Here is a 17,365-nt window from a genome sequence, read left to right on the forward strand (position 1 = left end):
AAGGGCGTGATCAGGACTTTGCCGACCAGCAATCCTGCAAAGTTTTGTTTTGCGATTTTCCCGAAATCCCGTTATTCGGAAAACATCAAAAAATAACGCGAGCGATGCAGTGCCCAACCATTCCGACCTTCTCAACATGAATGAACGCAGCCTTGCCCAGCAGGCCGCCGTGCGCAAGGCCACCTTCTCTCCGGGCGAGGTGAAAGAGCTGCGCCATTTCTCGATCTGGGAGATCAGCCAGTTCATGTTCGACGTCCCCGCAGACACGTTGCGCAAGAAACTGGCCGAGGATCCTTCCCTGCCCCAGGGAGAAACACAAGAGGACGGGCGACAGCGCTGGTTCTCTCTGGATGAGATCAACGAATTGCGTCGCCGCCTGCGCTTTCGTGGGCGCACCTTGCTGCCCACCCGTCCGCGTGGCCGCGCGATGCGCGTGGCCGTCTCCAACTTCAAGGGGGGCGTGGGCAAGACCGTCGTTGCGCAGCACCTCGCGCATGCCGCGGCACTTGATGGCTACCGCGTTCTGATTGTCGACTTCGATCCGCAGGCCACGCTGACCCACTCCATGGGGCTGACCGAGGTGCGCGAATGGAACACCGTCTGGGGCATCATGTGCCGCGATCTGTGCCGCGAGGCGGATCGCATCATGGATGGCTATGACGATCCCGATGACTGCCCCTTCCCCTCGTCCGAGGAACTGCCCGACGATGTTCGCTCCATCGGCGCACAGCGGGTCCAGGACTTCATTCAGCCGACCTGCTGGTCCACCATCGACATCATCCCCTCTTGCGCCAACGCTGCCTTTGTCGAATTCGCTTCGGCCCAATACCGCGCCCTGCACAAGGCATGGAGCTTTTTTGGATGTGTCGCGCGCTACCTCGACGAGTTGCCGGACGATCAATATGACATCATCCTGTTCGATTGCCCGCCCGCCATCGGATATCAGTCTCTAAACGCAGCTTTTGCCGCCGACATTCTCTATATACCCTCCGGTCCGGGCTATTGGGAATATGACAGCACGACCAGCTATCTGGGCCAGTTGGGCGATGCGATGGCCGACATCTCAGAAGGGTTTGCGTCGCATGCAGCGGACGCTGGCATAACCCTTCCGAAAGACTTCGCTGACATCCGGATGCTCATGACCCGTTTCGAAAGCACGAACCCCCTTCACATCGCGATGATGGACGCGTTCCGCAACGTGTTCGGCTCGGACGTGTGCCAGCACCCGATTGAAATGACCCGCGCTGTCGAACAGTCGGGGCGGTTCCAGATGTCGGTCTATGAACAGGACTATCGGCACATGACCCGCGAAACCTGGAAGCGTGCGCGGCAAAGTTTTGATCGCGCTTATGATGAGTTCAAGGGCACGGTCCTCGACGCATGGGCCGGCCTGGATGCCAGCAAGGAGGCAGCTGAATGACCGGGAACAACAAGTTCGGATTTGCCCCCGTCGAGACGGAAACCCCAGCCCCCCGCCGCAGCCGCTCGCCCGGTCCCATGGGCGCTGCCGTGCGCGACACGGCAGAGACCTTGCAGGAAACAACCGAAGCCAAGGTCGAACAGCGCCGCCGCAACGCCGAAGACGCGCGCAAGTATCGCGACGCGCAGGAGGATGGCCGACTGCTGATCGACATCCCCTTGACCGAAGTCCTGACCGACGATCTGCCCCGCGACCGGATGGACCTCGACTCCGTTGCCGTCGCGGATGAGATGGAGGAGCTGAAATCCTCGATCCAGGCGCGCGGCCAAAAAGAGCCGATCGAGGTCTATCTGGCCAACGACGGGCGCTACCAACTCAAGAAAGGTTGGCGGCGGTTGACTGCGCTGCGCCAGCTTTTGTCGGAGTCCGGCGATGCACGCTTTGCCACTGTGACAGCCCGGGTCGAGATAGGCGAGGCGGATCGTGTTCTGCGTTATGTCGATATGGTCGAAGAAAACGTGGTGCGCGAGGATCTGACCTTTGCCGAGATGGCGCAGGTGGCCATCACCGCCGCGCGCGATCCGCAGGTGCCTGAAACCGATCCGTCGGAACTGGTTGCGCGTCTTTACGGTGCGCTGCACAAGACCAAACGCTCTTACATCCGCAGCTTTGTTTTTCTGCTTGTCGCCCTGGGCGATGATCTGAAATGGCCCAAGGCCGTGGCGCGCAACCTCGGGGTGGATGTCGCCCGCGCGATCAAGTCGGAAGAGCAGGCGGGTGCGTTGCGCGCCCTGTTGGCACCCTGCACATCGGAACAGGCGCAAGCGCAGGTTCTGGCCGAGTTTTTGGAGGGCGCAAAGCGCGGATCGAGCGACGAACGGCGCGGGCCGGAGCCCAAGCAAAAGTTCGAGTTCTTTCTGGGCAAGACCAAAGTCACCGCGCGGGATGGAGAGCTGCGGATCGTGAGTGATCGGGATTTTGCAGGCACACCAAAAAGCGTGTTGGAAGAGGCGGTCAAAGCGTTTGAAGATGCACTGTCCGGCGGACCGCGCGTGCGCTGAGTTACCCGTGGGTAACCGGCCCTGGTGCATGGGTACCCACGGGTAACCAGCGAAAAAATGTTTTTTATCAATGTATTACAGATTTTTCTGCCGCCTATAGCTGTGGGCTGACGTTAAAGCGCATCAATAAATTCTTGTCAGGCGTGTACTTTCCCGGATACCGATAGGGCAAAGACCCAAAAAGGGATCGGGATGGTGATGATGATAAAACGGCTTGCGGCCGCCCTTATGCTTTGTGCGGCGCCAATCTTTGCTACGGCGCAGACCCAAGAGCTCAGCCTCACACCCATAACGGCAGAGACCGGACAGACCGTCACCCTGGATGCAAGCCGCGCGTTGGGCGGGGCGACGGGCCTTGTCGATGTGGCCTGGACATGGCTCGACCGCCCGGCGGCAAGTGTTGCCACATTCTCTGATCCGCAAGCACTGCGCCCGCAGGTTCTGGTCGATGTGCCGGGCACATACCTCGCGCGGGTTGAACTGACGGACCAGACCACGGGTGCAAGTGCGGGCACGGCCACCGTGGCCTTCGGCACCGACAATCTGCCGCCCGTGGCCCGCATTGCCGGGCGCAGCTTTGCCGACCCTGATGGCCGCCTGATCCTGGATGGGACGGACAGCTACGACATTGATGGCGACCGGTTGCAATATGCCTGGTCCGCGGTCGAGACACCCGATGCGGGAACGGTCACATTTGCCGATCCTGCATCGCCCCTCACGGATGTGGAACTGGCGGGCGAGGGGGCGTTTCGCCTGGGCCTGACGGTGACGGACACGGCCGGCAATGCCTCGACCACCGCGACCTATGAGGTGGTTCTGAGTGCGGCGACCGCCCTTGATCCCGCGCGCTGCCGGGTGGCGTTTGATCAGGTGCTGACCCGTCCGGCCGATGAACGCACCGTGTACGATCTGGGCGACGTGTCAAACGGGCCCGCGATTGAATACGAGATTCCGCTGTTCGATGTGGATCGCGGCAATGAACACACGTTCGACCGGCTTGATTTTGTCTTTGCCGGGCAAAGCTACAGCCTGTCGAGCAAGTGGGATTTTCTGCACTTCACCCGGTTCATCGAACATGATGGCGACCGGGACACCGACGCGCTGATCAACCAGAATGCGCATGTCAAAGACCTGACGTTTTCCTTTGGGGCAGGGCGGGGCGGTGTGACCCTGCGCGATGTGGTGGGCCGCGATCTGTCGCGCCAGGCATTGCGGTCGCGCAGCGTGGATTACTGCGGCGTCGTGGATACCTTTCCGCGCGAGATTGATCGCACCTTGCCCAATGACGGTTCGGCACGCGTCACCTTTGACCTTGGCAACGTTCAGACGGCCCCGTTCGAGGATCTGGAGATCACCGATTTCGACGTGAATTCGGGACGCGAGCACAGCTTTGATACCCTCTGGTTCGAGTTCAATGGCCGTGGCTTTGACCTGTCGACGCGCCGCCAGTTCCTGCACTTTGTCCATTACATCGAACATGATGGTGACAGCGAAACGGATGCGCTGATTTCGCCCAACCCGCATGTGAAGGACCTGACATTCACCTTTGGTGAGGGGCGCGGGTCAATCACCCTGCGCAATGTCATCGGGCGGGGATTGAGCCGGTCGCAACTGCTGCGCAAGAGCGCCGATTTCTACGAGGGAGAGGCGGCCCCGGTGGTAGAGTCTGGCCGTCAGATCGCGCCCGTCGGGCATGTAGTGTTTGATGAACGGCTGGCCCAGATTGGGGCCGGTGTTGCGCTGGATGCACGGCGCAGTTCGGACCTGGATGGCGATGGGTTGCAGGCCGATTACGTTCTGGCCCATGCGCCCGATGGCAGCAGCGCGGCAGTGGTGCCGGGGGCCGATGGGATCGGGCGGCTGACCCCGGATGTTGCGGGTGATTATCTGGTGGCCGCACAGGTGACGGACGGGCAGGGGGGTGATACCCGTCCCACCCTGATCCGCGTCGGCACGGGTGTGCGGCCGGTGGCACAGATTGATACGGACGAGGTTGTGACCGTCGGTGGAGTCCTGTCGCTGGATGGCAGCCAAAGCTATGATCTGGACGGCGATCTGCTGAGTTACGACTGGGCGCTGTTGCATGCGCCTGCGGGCAGCGCAGCGGCTATCACGGTGTCGGAGGGCGGGCCCTTTGCCTCCCTGTCTGTCGATGCCGCCGGGACCTATGTTGTTCAACTCCAGGTCGAAGATTCGGATGCCGCGAGCCTGCCTGTCACGCGTGTCATCCGTGTTGATCCGGCGCTGCCATTCGCGGATGCGGGGCCTGATCTTGTGGCCAGTGCGTCGGGGATTGCGCAGCTGGATGGTTTTGCCTCGCGGCCCGTGGATGCGGATGTGGCCTGGTCCGTTCTGGGCCTGAGCGATGTTGGTGCGTCGGCCGTGTTGGGGGATGCGGCGGCCATCACGACCGGGCTGACCTTGCCCGAACGGATGGATGGCAGCCGCGCGCCAAGTGCGGTGCAACTGGTTGTGGGCGATGCCGATGGTATTTCGCGCCCCGGCACGGTTGTGGTCGAGGCGGACAATGCCCGCCCGCGTTTGGTCTCTGCGGCGCGACTGTCCACGACGGTGGGTGCACCGTTGACGCTGAACGGTGCGGATTACGCGATTGATTTGAACGGTGATCCGCTGGATTTTGCCTGGTCGATCCTTTTCCGCCCCGAGGGCAGTGCCGCGACCGCAGGCGCTGCCGGTGCTGCGCGGCTGGAGGCGGACAGTTTCGCCTTCGCACCTGATCGTGTGGGCCTGTACCTGATCCAGATCGAAGCCTTTGACGGGCAGGTGGCGGCGGTGCCTGCTGTGCTGGCTGTCGAGGTTGTGAATTCGGCCCCCGTTGCGGTGGCGAGCGGGCCTGCCAGCGTCTTTGTGGGCGAGGTGGCGGCGCTGGATGGCAGTGCGTCTTTTGATGCGGATGGCGATGCGCTGACCTTCAACTGGGTGATCACGGACCGCCCTGCTGGCAGCACGGCAAACATCCCCGATCCGTTCGGGGCTGTGGCGACATTCGTGCCGGATGTGCGCGGGGCCTATGCCTTTGCGCTGTCGGTCTCGGACGGGTTGGCGCAGTCGGCGCCTGCGACCCTGGCCCTTGATGTGCCCAACCGCGCGCCGGTTGCGGTGCTGGATGGCCCGGACGAGGCCGTGGAAGGGGTGGCTTTTGCCCTGTCGGCGGCGGCATCCTCTGATCCCGATGGCGATGCGCTGACCTTCGGGTTTGCGGTGCAGTCGGCCCCGACCGGGTCAAGTGCGGTGATCGAGGCGGGGGCAACGCCGCGCGATGCGACCTTTACCCCGGATCGTGCGGGCGACTACGTCTTTGCGCTGAGCGTCGATGACGGCGACGTGCAGACGACTGTGACCCGTGCGGTGACGGTGCTGTCGTCCAACACGGCGCCCATTTTGGCCCTGTTAGAGCCTGAATACACCGTCGAAGTCGGCCTGACCCTGCGTCTGCAACTGGATGCGATGGACCCCAACGGGACGCCGATCAGTTACTTTGTGCAGCCCTTGCCGCTGCCTGCCGGCATGTCGCTGGATGCCTCGACGGGCATGCTGACCTTTGAGCCTGTGGCCGGGCAGGAGCAGACCTATGCCCTGACCCTGGGCGTGACCGATGGTGTGCTGACCGACACGGCCGAGGTTGCGATCACCGTGTTGCCTGCGGATGCCGGGCAAACCTCGATCGCGGGTCGGGTGCTGGATGCACAGGACTTTGCCCAAGGCACGGAAACCCCCGTGGTGGGTGCGACCGTGGCGCTGACAAGTGCGGCGCTGAGCACGGTCACGGATGCCGATGGCCGGTTCGAGATTGGCGGCCTGGCCGGTGGGACGGATGTGGTTGTGGTGACCCCCAACAATGGCGCGAACCCCGTGGCCTATTCCACCGAAAGCCGCGCGGTGCGGATCGAGGACAACCAGGCCCGCGATCTGCCCAAGGCGATCCTGCTGACGCGACTGGATGACGGCTGTGCCCCGGTTGTGGCCGGTGTGGCCACCGTGCTGACAGGTGCACAATCGGGTGTGACGGTCGAGGTGCCTGCGGATTCGGTGACCGACTTTGGCGGCGCGCCCTATGCGGGCGACATCTGCCTTGGCAGTCTGCCGCAACTGTTCGAACATCCCGGTTTCAATGACGGGGTCGAGGCCTGCCAGATCTATGCGCTGGATGCGCCCGGTGCGCTGTTCACGCAGCCCATCGCCATCAGTGCGCCCAATGTCGATGCCCTGCCCGGTGGGGCAGAGGCGATCCTGTGGCAGTTGAAGTCGGGCTTTGCCCGCTTTACCCCCACCGCGCGGGGCGATGTGGTGGATGGGGGCACACGCCTGTCTGCGCCGGATGTGCCGCTGGGTGATGGCAGTGCACTGTTTGCATTCCTGCCGCAATCGCCGCGTCTGAGTGTTTCTGCGGATCAGCCATCGGGCATGCGCAGCCTCAACATGTTCGACGGCAACCTGCAATCGACCTTTGATCTGGTGGATTACCAGGCCTTTGACCAGGCTCAAAGCATGGTGCTGAGCTATAACTCGGCCAATGCCGACCCGTCCGTGATCGTGGCCGGAGACGTGACAATTGCGCAGACGGCGGGCTTGCCCGAGCGGATCGACAGCGTTGTGGGTCTGGGCGGGTTGACCGTGACGGATGTGCCCGCATGGAACCCGCGGCTGGCGGCAAATGGTGACACGCCTGCGGTGGTGGGCGAGGCCGTGTCGCTGCGCCAGTCGGCGCGGATCGACACAAGCGGTCTGGATCAGGGTCGCTATTCCTACAGCCTGCAAAGCCGCGCGCGCTATGCCTGTTCGAAGGTCGTTGCCACCACCCAGGGCGAGACCATCCTGCAGGCCCGCACCCAAAGCGAGTTCGGCACCGGCTGGGCGGTGGACGGTTTGCAGCGCCTGATCCAGCAGGATGACGGGTCGATCACCATTCTGGACGACGACACCGCGACCAGCTTTGCCCCCGAAAACGACTTTACCACCTTTGATGACGAGGCGATTGTGATCCCGGCGGAGTATCCGATTTCGCTGGCGGTAGATGATTTCGACAATGACGGCGCGCTGGACGTGACCGTGGCGGAATCCGGCCCCGGTGACATCACCATCATCCGCAATTTCGATGATCGCGCCTTTGACGTCTTGCGCAGCTTTGACGTGGTGGGCCCGCGCCGTCCCGACGGATCGAGCGATCCTGATCCCAAGCCCGATATCACCTCGCTGGTGAGCATTGATTTCAATGGTGACGGGCTGGTCGATATTCCCTTTGCCGCGCAGCTGGACACGCAGATTGGCGTGCTGGATGGCGATGGCACGGCGAACTTCCAGCAGCGTCAGCTTTTTGTGCCGCAAGAGGCGCGCTATCTGACCGTGGCCGATCTGGATGAGGACGGGTTCGAGGATATCATCTATGGCGCCACCACGGGCTTTTTCGTGCAGCGCCCGGAATTCCGCGCCTTTTTCGGCGGGCCGGACGGGTTTCAGGACATATCGCTCGGTGGCCCGAGCGAGGGCGGCATCCAGCGCTGGGTTGCGCCGCTGCAACTGGTGCCGGACGACATTGATGGCGACGGGCGTATCGACATCGCGATGCGGACCGAGCGCGGCATCCACTTTGCCTTTGGTGCGGGGGGGCGTGATTTTGACATCGTCACCACGAACCTTGCCAATAACGGGTATTTCCTGCTGGGCGAAAAGCTGGGCCTGAGCGATGTGGACGGCGACGGCCTCAAGGAGGTCTTTACCACCCTGCGCAGCGGGTTCGTGTACTATCCCAACATCGACGGCCGCAGCTTTGGCGCGCCGGTGACCATCCCGCTGCCACCCGGCACGATTGATGGCGGCGAGTTTTTCCTGCGTGACGTCAATGGCGACGGGCGTGAGGATATCCTGCATTCCTCGGTCGAGCTGAACCTGTATCGCTCGCTTGGGTCGGGGGCCTTTGCCCCGATCGAGCGGGCCGAGATTGATCACCCCATTTCAGGCAATTTTGTCGTGCGCGACATGGACGGGGATGGCGCATTGGACCTGGTGTCGATGCAGCCCGGGGCCGATGGCAGCGTGACAATCGACTTTTCCCGCCCCAGCGTGGACGGGCCGCTGGTTGCCACCGATGGCGAGTTTTCCGAGCTGACGGCCCTGCCGGGTGGCGGTTGGGAGCGTCGTTACAAGGACGGCACCGTGGTGCTGTTTGATGCCAATGGCTTGCAACTGTCCGAAGCGGATCCGCGCGGCAATGCTCGCAGCTTTACCTATGACGATCAGGGGCGGCTGACCTCGATCACCGACCAGAACGGTGGGACCATGACGATGGCCTACACCGCCGAGGGGCGGGTGGAGTCCATCACCTATCCGGATGGCCGTCAGACGGTGCTGACCTTTGACAGTGCTGGCGCGCTTGAGCGTGCGGCCTATCCTGATGGGACCGCGATGCGCTACCGCTATGATGACGAGGGCCGCATGGTCGCCGTCACGGATGAGCGCGGGAACGAGACCACCCATTCCTATGCGCCGGGCGGCAGCTATGCCGGGACGATCTATCCCGATGGATCCTCTATCGCCAACCAGGCGGCGGCCTCGCTGGGCCTGGATGGTTTGGGCGGGGGTGACCCGCTGGCCTATGTCGCGCCCGAAGACCGTCTGGCCGTGCATATCGACGAGAAGGGCAATTCGAGCACGGTACGTGTGAACGAGTTTGGCGCGATCATCGAAACCGTCGATCCGCTGAGCCGTGTGACCACCTTTACCCGCAACGCCGACAATCTGGTCGTTGCGGTCGAGCGTCCCTCGGATAGCGATCCGCTGGAGGGCCAGCAGGCGGCCTTGCCGTCCTCCTGGCTGTTCGGGGCGGCCCATGCCCAGAGCGGGGCCGTGGCCACGCCCGGCGCCTTCCGGCTGCGTGACGAGATGTTCTATGACGACCGGGGCAATCTGGTCCGTCAGGTGAATGCCATCAACAGCACGATCGCGCGCGAACGCCGCTGGACCTACGAGCCTGAATTCAGCCGCGTGACCGAGTTCGTTGATTATGACGGGGTCACCACCACCTACACCTACAACGCGTTTGGCGAGATGACGGCCATGACCGACCCCGAGGGCGGCGTCATGGTCTATGAGTACAACCTGCTGGGGCTGAAATCGGCCGAGGTGGACAAGCGCGGGAACCGGACCGAGTACCTCTACAACGCTGAGAACAATGTCGCGGAGATGATCCTGCCGGATCTGTCGCGCGTTACCATGACCTATGATGACAGCGGCAATGTGCTGACCCGGACCGAGGCCGTGGGCCTGCCCGAGCAGCGCACCGTCGTGCGTGACTATGACGGGCGGGATCGGGTCATTTCCGAAGAGACGCTGGACGGCACAGGCACGTCCATCGATGGCAAGATGTTCAGTGAATACGATGACTTCGGAAACCTGGTGGCCATGGTGGACGAGACGGGCCTGCGCACCGAGTTCGTCTATGATGACAAGAACCGTCAGGTTCAGGCCAGCGTGCCGGGCTATGGCACGACCACCTATGGCTACAATGATGCAGACGAGCTGATTTCCGAGATCGATGCCGAGGGGCATGAGGAGATCTGGGAATTTGATGCGGTTGGCCGCATCACCTTTACCCGCGATGCGGTGGGGAACACGGCGACCTATCAATACGATGTGCGTGACAACGTGGCCCGCGTGACGGATGGGCGCAACAACATCACCCAGTTCACATATGACGTGTTCGACCGGCCCCGCACCCGCACCAATCCTATCGCGCAAACCATCGCGATGGCCTTTGACCAGCGCGACAACCTGATCCGCATCACCCGCGAGGAAGGCTCGGTCGAGACGGCCACGTATGACGGGCTGTCGCGGCGGACCGAGGTCGTGACGCCGGACAACACCTACACCTATGCCTATGACCCGGAAAACAACCTGGTCGAGGCGGTGGACAATGACAGCCGTGTGAGCATGACCTATGACAGCCGCAACCGGCTGGAGACGGTCACCACCGATGGCACGGTGGGTCCGCAGCCCGCGATCACGCTGACCTATGCCTACAACGCGCGCAACGAGCGGCAGACCCTGGCGGACAGTCTGGGGGGCACATGGGCCTATGGCTTTGACGAGCGCAGCCGGGTCGAGACCCTGACCGCCCCATGGGGTGGCGCGCATTCGATGGATTACGATCCGGCGGGCCGTCGGACAGTGCTGGCCAATGCCACGGGCCGCAACACGCAGGCCGCCTATGCCGAGGACCGGCTGAGCATGCTGGAGCATTTCCAGGACAGCGTCGCCATTGCACGGTCGGGGCATGCCTATCTGGATGACGGGCAGATCAGCCTGAATGAGGATCTGATAGCGCCGGCCCTGTCCACCACATTCAGCTATGACGACAGCGACCGCCTGACCATGGTCAGCGAGGGCATACCGACAGGGCAGGGGGGCACGCCGCTGCCGGTCGAGGATTACGCCTATGACGCACAGGGCAACCGTACCGCCTCGCACCTGTCTGCGGCCTATGTGGTCGATGATCACAACCGCATGCTGGAGGATGACCTTTACACCTACGGCTATGACGAAAAGGGCAACCGCATCACCCGCACCGACAAGGGCACGGGCGTGGTGCGCAGCTATGCCTACGATTCCATCAACCAGCTGATTGCGGTGGCCGATGACGGGGTGGCTGTGGCGGCGTATGCCTATGATGCCCTGGGCCGCCGGATCGCCAAGACCGTGGGTGGTGTGACCGAGGCCTATGTCTATGACGTGGGCACGGTGGATGACATCGTGGGCCATGACCGGCTGCTGGACTTTGAGGACGGAGTGCTGCGCAAGCGCTGGCTGCACGGCCAGTATTTGGACGAGCCGGTGGGCTACGAAGAATATGCGACCGACAGCACCGTCGGTGCGGGCACGGTGTTTGACCTGCATGCCGACCGTCAGGGTTCGATCATCGCAGTGACGAACCAGACGACCGGGGCCCTGGCCGCACGCTATCGCTATGACGCTTTTGGGCAGCGCGAGGTGGTGTTCGAGGACACGGTGCAGGACCGCGGGTTCACGGGGCGTGAACTGGATGGGGAAACGGGCCTCTACTACTACCGCGCCCGCCATTACGACCCTGCCCTGGGCCGGTTCCTGCAATCCGATCCGCTGGGGTTCGCGGCGGGCGATCTGAACCTCTATGCCTACACCTGGAACGACCCGCAGAACTGGACGGACCCGAGCGGGTTGAGCCCGACGGCGGAGAAAACGACGCTTACGGCTGGTGCCGCTGGATTGGCTGTGCGGTCTGTTGCGACAGTGCGCAAAGGGGCTGTTTGCTTGTCACGCAAGGTCGGCACGGCTTTGGCGGCGGTCGGCAAGGAATTGCTGAAAGGCAAACAGGTTGGGCAAGGTAACTTTTTCCCGGCTGGTAAGTGCAAGACAGGCTTCCGTGCGCCCAAGTGTAAATGTCCGGGTGGCGGTGGTCCCGGCGCGGGTGGTCTCGCGTCCTTTGTTGCTGGAACAGAGGTCCTGACACCGCAAGGGCGCGTTGCGATCGAGACGCTGCGCGAAGGCGATCTGGTCGTTGCCCGCAACGAAGAGACTGGCCAAACTGGGGTGTTCCCGATCACTGCGTTGATGTCACGGACCTCGCCTGGGGCGCTGTGGTTGACGCTCGAAAATGCACAAGGCGAGACATCGAAACTTGGCGTCACATCAGAGCACCCGCTCTTTGTGTCTGGGGAGGGGTGGGTCACGGCCGGTAAGGTTTCTCCGGGGGACTCAATTCGGGATGCGAACTTGGAGCCTCTGACGGTCGTTGCGGTCCGCGTTCATAGTGCACCGCACAAAGTGCACAATCTGGAGGTAGCGGATGCGCACACGTACTTTGCAGGTGACTTGGAGGCGTGGGGCCACAATGCTTCTTGGAGCAAGCACAGAAAGCGGATCTATGACGAATGTGGCGGTGTTTGCGCTTACTGCGGGATCAAAACAGTATTCAAAGGGCCTCGTACGGGCCCGAGAAAAGACCGTTTTAGCTTGGATCACATTATTCCGCGCAAATACGGTGGATCTGACGACCCCAGCAACCTGAAGGGCTGCTGTGTGTCGTGCAACTCGAAACGGGGAGCGCCCAAACCCTAAGATGGAACGAGATCCTTCTGATACGACACTGGTGTGTCCTCATGTCATCGAGGATATGAGGAAAGCTGCGTTCATTTGCTGTGTGCAAGATGGTTACTTGGTTGCGTGCTCTGAAACCTGTTCGTCACTTTCGACGGGTGAAGGGCTGGGGATGGCGCATTTGAGCCACTTCGAAGACCTTCCCGACCTGCCTGATGACGCTTTGAGACTGCCGGTCAATGCATGTGTCAGGCGTGAGGGGAACAACTGGTTCTTTGAATTCTTTGAAGATGATTCTGATCCGCAGGAAGGCGAATTTCGACTGGCGGATATCAGTGGTTTTTCGCCGTCGCTTTCATCTGAAAGCCCTGTCCAAGTGATCATGTTGCGTGATGGTACCGCTGTATCTGCAACGCTGGATGAAGGTTTTCGCGTTTTGCCTGTTTGGCGCTGTGGCACTGAGATTCCGCGCGATTTTGTGGGGCGTTTAGCGTCAACGGAAACCGTTGTAGAGTTTCAACTGAACGATGTTTTTGGGCACGCGAGACGCTCTGCAATTCGTTATCTGGCCATCGACTTCCTTTGCAACCAGGTGGATTTCGGGATTTTAGTGCCAGACAAAGGGAAGGACGGCGCAAACCTCCAATAATGGGTTTTGACCTTGACCCAGCTTGCATCAAAAATTCTGTTTTGATTTGGCAGGGTTTGGTTTGGGCTTTAACCCGGGCTACAAAAAACCGCCAGACCCGTACAATCCAATGCCGCAGACGCGGTCTGGTAAGGCGGGCTATGCATGTGGATATGCGTCTGGGTTTGCGGCCGGCAACGGAAGTGGAATATTCGACTGACAATCGTGTCCCAGATATTCAGGTGGGTTTCATGGCCTGCACGCTCTGTCAGGATTGCGCTTCAGTTGCTCTATTTCAGACGAGCAACCATGCGGCGTCATCTCGAAAACCTGCACAGGCACGGGATGCACGGAAGCATTTGTCTGTTCGAACAGGTGCATGGTAGCGGCTTTTTCCAGGTGAAGAAGTTTGAAACCGGCACAGGGGTATCGGGCCTTGATGCGGTCGTTCCTTTGGTGGGTTTGTATGCGGGTCATAGGGATGCGCTGCGTGAGTTCAGCAAAACGCACGGCGTCGTTGCAAAAGAGGTTACCAGCACAGAGGCGTGGACCTTCTTTGTCATTGAAATCGGAAGTGAGAGCGAGACGATTCAGCGGACGTTGCCAGACCTTCTGGACGTATTGAATTTGCCAGCCCGGACGAGATTCAAACTTGGGCATTCCAGTTTACACGTCGCGGGCATGTACACTGACGCTCAGCGACGGAACGCCGCTCGGGTTGAGCGATATCAGATTTGAAGATGTCATGCGTGGTAACGTGCGTTGTTCCTACGCGAGGTGGTTTTTGCGGATACCGCGCAGGACCGCGGGTTTACGGGCGGTGAGTTTGATGACGGGAAGGGCCTCTACTACTATCGCGCCCGCCACTACGACCCTGCCTTGGGCCGGTTCCTGCAAAGCGATCCGCTGGGCTTCGCCGCGGGTGATCTGGAGGCGTGGGGGCATAATGCTGGACGGACACCCACAAAATCGACCAAGAAATCCGTTTTAGAACGAGATGGATGTAAATGCCGTTACTGCGGAACGAATTTGGTGCCCGGAGCTGGTTCGCCAAATTCGCTCGAGTTCGACCATCACATTCCGCATGCTGCTGGTGGCGGTCGCAATTCAGACAACATTGTTTGTTCTTGTCGAACATGCAACCGTGGCTTTGGGAGTAAGCTTCCCGGGAAAGGCAAGCCTAAGCTTAAAGTAGATTGATGATGCCATGAAGTTGTCTGTACGCCCCAGAAACACGGCTGCTTACTGTTGTACGCACGTATTCGAAGGCCAGCGCCCGTTGTCGTTCATTATGCGCGATGACGACGATGATTTGATCTTCTCTTGTGGCAGGTCCGATCATGGTGGCAGCGATGATTGGGTCATGGTCGGGATTGGGCACTTTGATGGCAAGGACGGCGTGCGCTTCAAAGATGTTCCAGATTTGCCCCAAAACAAACCCGCCATACGCCATACCGATACTGGGCGATGGGCTTTGGAAAGGTGAGAAATTTGACTTCGCTGTTCACATGACCGGTACCACTGTTTAGGCGATGAAGATCGCACTTACAGAGAACGAAGCTGCTTTCGCCGGTGTTCCTGCCGACAAGCGGCATTGGAAAATGCTGAAGGACACCGAAGGACCTGATTTCTCATGCTCTGTGCTGGGCATAGAGGTTCGGGCGGATGGGACGTATTTCCTGATGATCCCGGACAGAGAGATTCCGTCCGATGTCTTCTTTTCGCGCGTGGAGCAATATGAAGTCATTGATAGTTCTGTGCCCAGTGAGTGGAATTGCGACGCCCAAACCATTGCGGACGCGTTATCTGGCGTGGGCAAGGTCAATCGGTTTCTGGGGTTTCCGATTTTTGCAAGCACTGAAGACTTTGTCTTTCGGCTGTCCGAAGAAGACCTAACGCATGAAGAGATGGAGCAGGTGGTTGCCGCGATAGACGATTTGCCGAGTAGTAAATAGTGCAGCTTGAGCCTGGACCAAATTATTCCGCGCAAATACGGTGGAGCCGGTGACCCCAGCAACCTGAAGGGCTGCTGTGTGTTTTGCAATTCGAAACGGGGAGCACCCAAACCTTAAGATGGAACGAGATCCTTCTGTCACGACACTGGTTTGCCCTCATGTCATTGAGGATATTGCCGCAGCCGCGTTCATTTGCTGTGTGCAAGATGGTTACTTGGTTGCGTGCTCTGAAACCTGTTCGTCACTTTCGACGGGTGAAGGGCTGGGGATGGCGCATTTGAGCCACTTCGAAGACCTTCCCGACCTGCCTGATGACGCTTTGAGACTGCCGGTCAATGCATGTGTCAGGCGTGAGGGGAACAACTGGTTCTTTGAATTCTTTGAAGATGATTCTGATCCGCAGGAAGGCGAATTTCGACTGGCGGATATCAGTGGTTTTTCGCCGTCGCTTTCATCTGAAAGCCCTGTCCAAGTGATCATGTTGCGTGATGGTACCGCTGTATCTGCAACGCTGGATGAAGGTTTTCGCGTTTTGCCTGTTTGGCGCTGTGGCACTGAGATTCCGCGCGATTTTGTGGGGCGTTTAGCGTCAACGGAAACCGTTGTAGAGTTTCAACTGAACGATGTTTTTGGGCACGCGAGACGCTCTGCAATTCGTTATCTGGCCATCGACTTCCTTTGCAACCAGGTGGATTTTGGGATCATAGTACCCGACGAAGTGACCGGGTCTGACGCTAAAGGTACCGCAAGATCCTGAGACGGAAAAACCACGAAAGTGTAAGCGGCGGAACCCGTTCTTCCCACAAGGAAACCCAAAACGGTTCAATGTCAGAAACAAAGGGAAATGGTAGGTAAATCCACACCACTGTCTCGCGCGTTAGTGGCAGCCATGGAAGGCGACACGCGCAGGGCATCTGCGTGCAGGTGCCGAGTTGAACAAGAAATTGACTGAGCAAACCCGGTTGCCAGCGTCATTTTTCCATCGGATTTGTTATCGTGCTTTTATCTTTAGAACCGTGTGGCATCGGGACATTAGCGGGCACAAGGATCAGACTGTTCTTTAACTGAAGTGCCTTTTTGCGAGGATGCAGCGTGGCGCGCTGTGGTTAACCCTGAGAGTACCGTGGTCATGTCCCTGCGGCATCACACAATGTACACAATCTGCAGATCGCCGATGCGCACACATATTTTGCGAGTGATCTGGAGGCGTGGGGGCATAACGCGAAAGGATTGGGACATCCGTTCAAAGGCAAGTCTGCCTGTGAAATCGCGGACATGTTTGACAAAAAAGGATTTGAACGGCGTGGTCCAGATCCGCTGGGCGGCCGAGGAGGTTGGGCTAATCCCAAGACAGGAAGATCGTTTTTCATTGATCCCGGTGGGCAATACGCGAAAGGGTATGAGTGCCCGTACGTGGATGCAAATTACACCCGTGGCCGTGGTCCGAACGGAAAGATAAAGAAAAGGCTTTGGAGGTGACCTTGATAACGGTGGAGGTGTCGGAAAATGGACAAAGGGTTGAGATCATTCTGGACAACGAAGGCGTTGATGAATTGATCGAGTTTGTCAGCTCGGCGCGCGTCGATGGCGATGCACATTTACGTGCACCCAGCTGGGCTGGAACAGAGTTGCAGGAAGACCATGCAAGCCTTGAGGGTGACGTGACACTGGCAAAGGATCTAACAATTCGCGTTTTTGTTTGAATGGAACCGATGCGAATGATTTTGGAGCTTTGCAGTGAAGCTGTCTGAGGTTCCGCGCAACACGGCTGCTTACTGTTGCACGCACGTGTTCCATGATCAGCGCCCTTTGTCGTTCATTATGCGTGACGACGATGACGATCTGATAGTCTCTTGCGGCGGATCCGATCATGGTGGCAGCGAGGATTGGGTCATGGTCGGGATTGGGCACTTTGATGGCAAGGACGGTGTGCGCTTCGAAGATGTTCCGGATTTGCCTCAAAACAGACGAGCCATTCGCAATCCTGACACTGGCCGATGGGTGTTGGAGAATGATGGCAGTCATGGGAATGAATCCTGACGCGCAGTGACGCGACGCCGCGCACGTTGGACGGTATCAGATATGACGGTGGCCGTTTTGAAAACGTCCTGGCTCATGTGCCGGAAAAGGGCTGCGCTTAACGCCTGAACATGCGCGTTAATGCAGCGTTTACAATTTCATATTGCAACCAAAACGGGTTCTTGGCAGTCTG

General features: G+C 59.8%; 11 protein-coding genes. 10 read left to right on the forward strand and 1 reads right to left on the reverse strand.

The genetic code is table 11. The annotated features are described in order from the left end of the window. The first annotated feature begins 136 nt into the window (after window positions 1-136). The 6 genes from ACMHLQ_RS00075 (at window position 137) to ACMHLQ_RS00100 (ending at window position 14,398) form a co-directional block, all read left to right on the forward strand. Window positions 137-1,420 (forward strand): AAA family ATPase, encoded by a 1,284-nt coding sequence (locus ACMHLQ_RS00075; protein WP_415400629.1) that lies wholly within the window; start codon window positions 137-139, stop codon window positions 1,418-1,420. Continuing rightward, window positions 1,417-2,481, forward strand: a complete 1,065-nt coding sequence (locus ACMHLQ_RS00080) for a ParB/RepB/Spo0J family partition protein (protein WP_415400630.1) — start codon at window positions 1,417-1,419, stop codon at window positions 2,479-2,481. The genes ACMHLQ_RS00075 and ACMHLQ_RS00080 overlap by 4 nt, the downstream gene beginning before the upstream one ends. 192 nt (window positions 2,482-2,673) lie before the next feature. Next, a complete protein-coding gene (locus tag ACMHLQ_RS00085; protein ID WP_415400631.1) occupies window positions 2,674-12,591 on the forward strand; it encodes an RHS repeat-associated core domain-containing protein in 9,918 nt (3,305 codons plus the stop codon). 1 nt (window position 12,592) lies between these two features. After that, window positions 12,593-13,219: a hypothetical protein gene (locus tag ACMHLQ_RS00090; protein WP_415400632.1), complete on the forward strand. Its 627-nt coding sequence runs from the start codon at window positions 12,593-12,595 to the stop codon at window positions 13,217-13,219. 288 nt (window positions 13,220-13,507) lie between these two features. Continuing rightward, window positions 13,508-13,936, forward strand: a complete 429-nt coding sequence (locus ACMHLQ_RS00095; protein ID WP_415400633.1) for a hypothetical protein — start codon at window positions 13,508-13,510, stop codon at window positions 13,934-13,936. A 39-nt stretch (window positions 13,937-13,975) separates the two neighbouring features. Beyond that, window positions 13,976-14,398 (forward strand): RHS repeat-associated core domain-containing protein, encoded by a 423-nt coding sequence (locus ACMHLQ_RS00100; RefSeq protein WP_415400640.1) that lies wholly within the window; start codon window positions 13,976-13,978, stop codon window positions 14,396-14,398. Here the strand turns inward: ACMHLQ_RS00100 and ACMHLQ_RS00105 are convergent. Beyond that, window positions 14,385-14,651, reverse strand: a complete 267-nt coding sequence (locus ACMHLQ_RS00105; protein WP_415400634.1) for a hypothetical protein — start codon at window positions 14,649-14,651, stop codon at window positions 14,385-14,387. The genes ACMHLQ_RS00100 and ACMHLQ_RS00105 overlap by 14 nt on opposite strands. Window positions 14,652-14,730: 79 nt before the next feature. Here ACMHLQ_RS00105 and ACMHLQ_RS00110 point away from each other — a divergent pair, with 79 nt between their 5' ends. The 4 genes from ACMHLQ_RS00110 to ACMHLQ_RS00125 all read left to right on the forward strand — a co-directional run bounded on the left by ACMHLQ_RS00110 (window position 14,731) and on the right by ACMHLQ_RS00125 (window position 17,193). Further along, the gene (locus ACMHLQ_RS00110; protein ID WP_415400635.1) at window positions 14,731-15,153 is read left to right on the forward strand and encodes a hypothetical protein; all 423 of its coding nucleotides are present in this window, start codon (window positions 14,731-14,733) and stop codon (window positions 15,151-15,153) included. A gap of 118 nt (window positions 15,154-15,271) precedes the next feature. Continuing rightward, window positions 15,272-15,910 (forward strand): hypothetical protein, encoded by a 639-nt coding sequence (locus ACMHLQ_RS00115; RefSeq protein ID WP_415400636.1) that lies wholly within the window; start codon window positions 15,272-15,274, stop codon window positions 15,908-15,910. Between the two features lie 718 nt (window positions 15,911-16,628). Further along, window positions 16,629-16,856: a hypothetical protein gene (locus ACMHLQ_RS00120; RefSeq protein ID WP_415400637.1), complete on the forward strand. Its 228-nt coding sequence runs from the start codon at window positions 16,629-16,631 to the stop codon at window positions 16,854-16,856. Window positions 16,857-16,890: 34 nt separating this feature from the next. After that, a complete protein-coding gene (locus tag ACMHLQ_RS00125) occupies window positions 16,891-17,193 on the forward strand; it encodes a hypothetical protein (protein ID WP_415400638.1) in 303 nt (100 codons plus the stop codon). Window positions 17,194-17,365: the final 172 nt, after the last annotated feature.

It is taken from the genome of Tateyamaria algicola (genome assembly GCF_047715485.1).
Lineage (GTDB): Bacteria > Pseudomonadota > Alphaproteobacteria > Rhodobacterales > Rhodobacteraceae > Tateyamaria.

Coding starts and splice junctions, on each gene's coding strand:
- ACMHLQ_RS00075 (WP_415400629.1), top strand. CDS start 137: ATGAATGAACGCAGCCTTGCCCAGCAGGCCGCCGTGCGCAAGGCCACC.
- ACMHLQ_RS00080 (WP_415400630.1), top strand. CDS start 1,417: ATGACCGGGAACAACAAGTTCGGATTTGCCCCCGTCGAGACGGAAACC.
- ACMHLQ_RS00085 (WP_415400631.1), top strand. CDS start 2,674: ATGGTGATGATGATAAAACGGCTTGCGGCCGCCCTTATGCTTTGTGCG.
- ACMHLQ_RS00090 (WP_415400632.1), top strand. CDS start 12,593: ATGGAACGAGATCCTTCTGATACGACACTGGTGTGTCCTCATGTCATC.
- ACMHLQ_RS00095 (WP_415400633.1), top strand. CDS start 13,508: ATGCGGCGTCATCTCGAAAACCTGCACAGGCACGGGATGCACGGAAGC.
- ACMHLQ_RS00105 (WP_415400634.1), bottom strand. CDS start 14,651: ATGGCGTATGGCGGGTTTGTTTTGGGGCAAATCTGGAACATCTTTGAA.
- ACMHLQ_RS00110 (WP_415400635.1), top strand. CDS start 14,731: ATGAAGATCGCACTTACAGAGAACGAAGCTGCTTTCGCCGGTGTTCCT.
- ACMHLQ_RS00115 (WP_415400636.1), top strand. CDS start 15,272: ATGGAACGAGATCCTTCTGTCACGACACTGGTTTGCCCTCATGTCATT.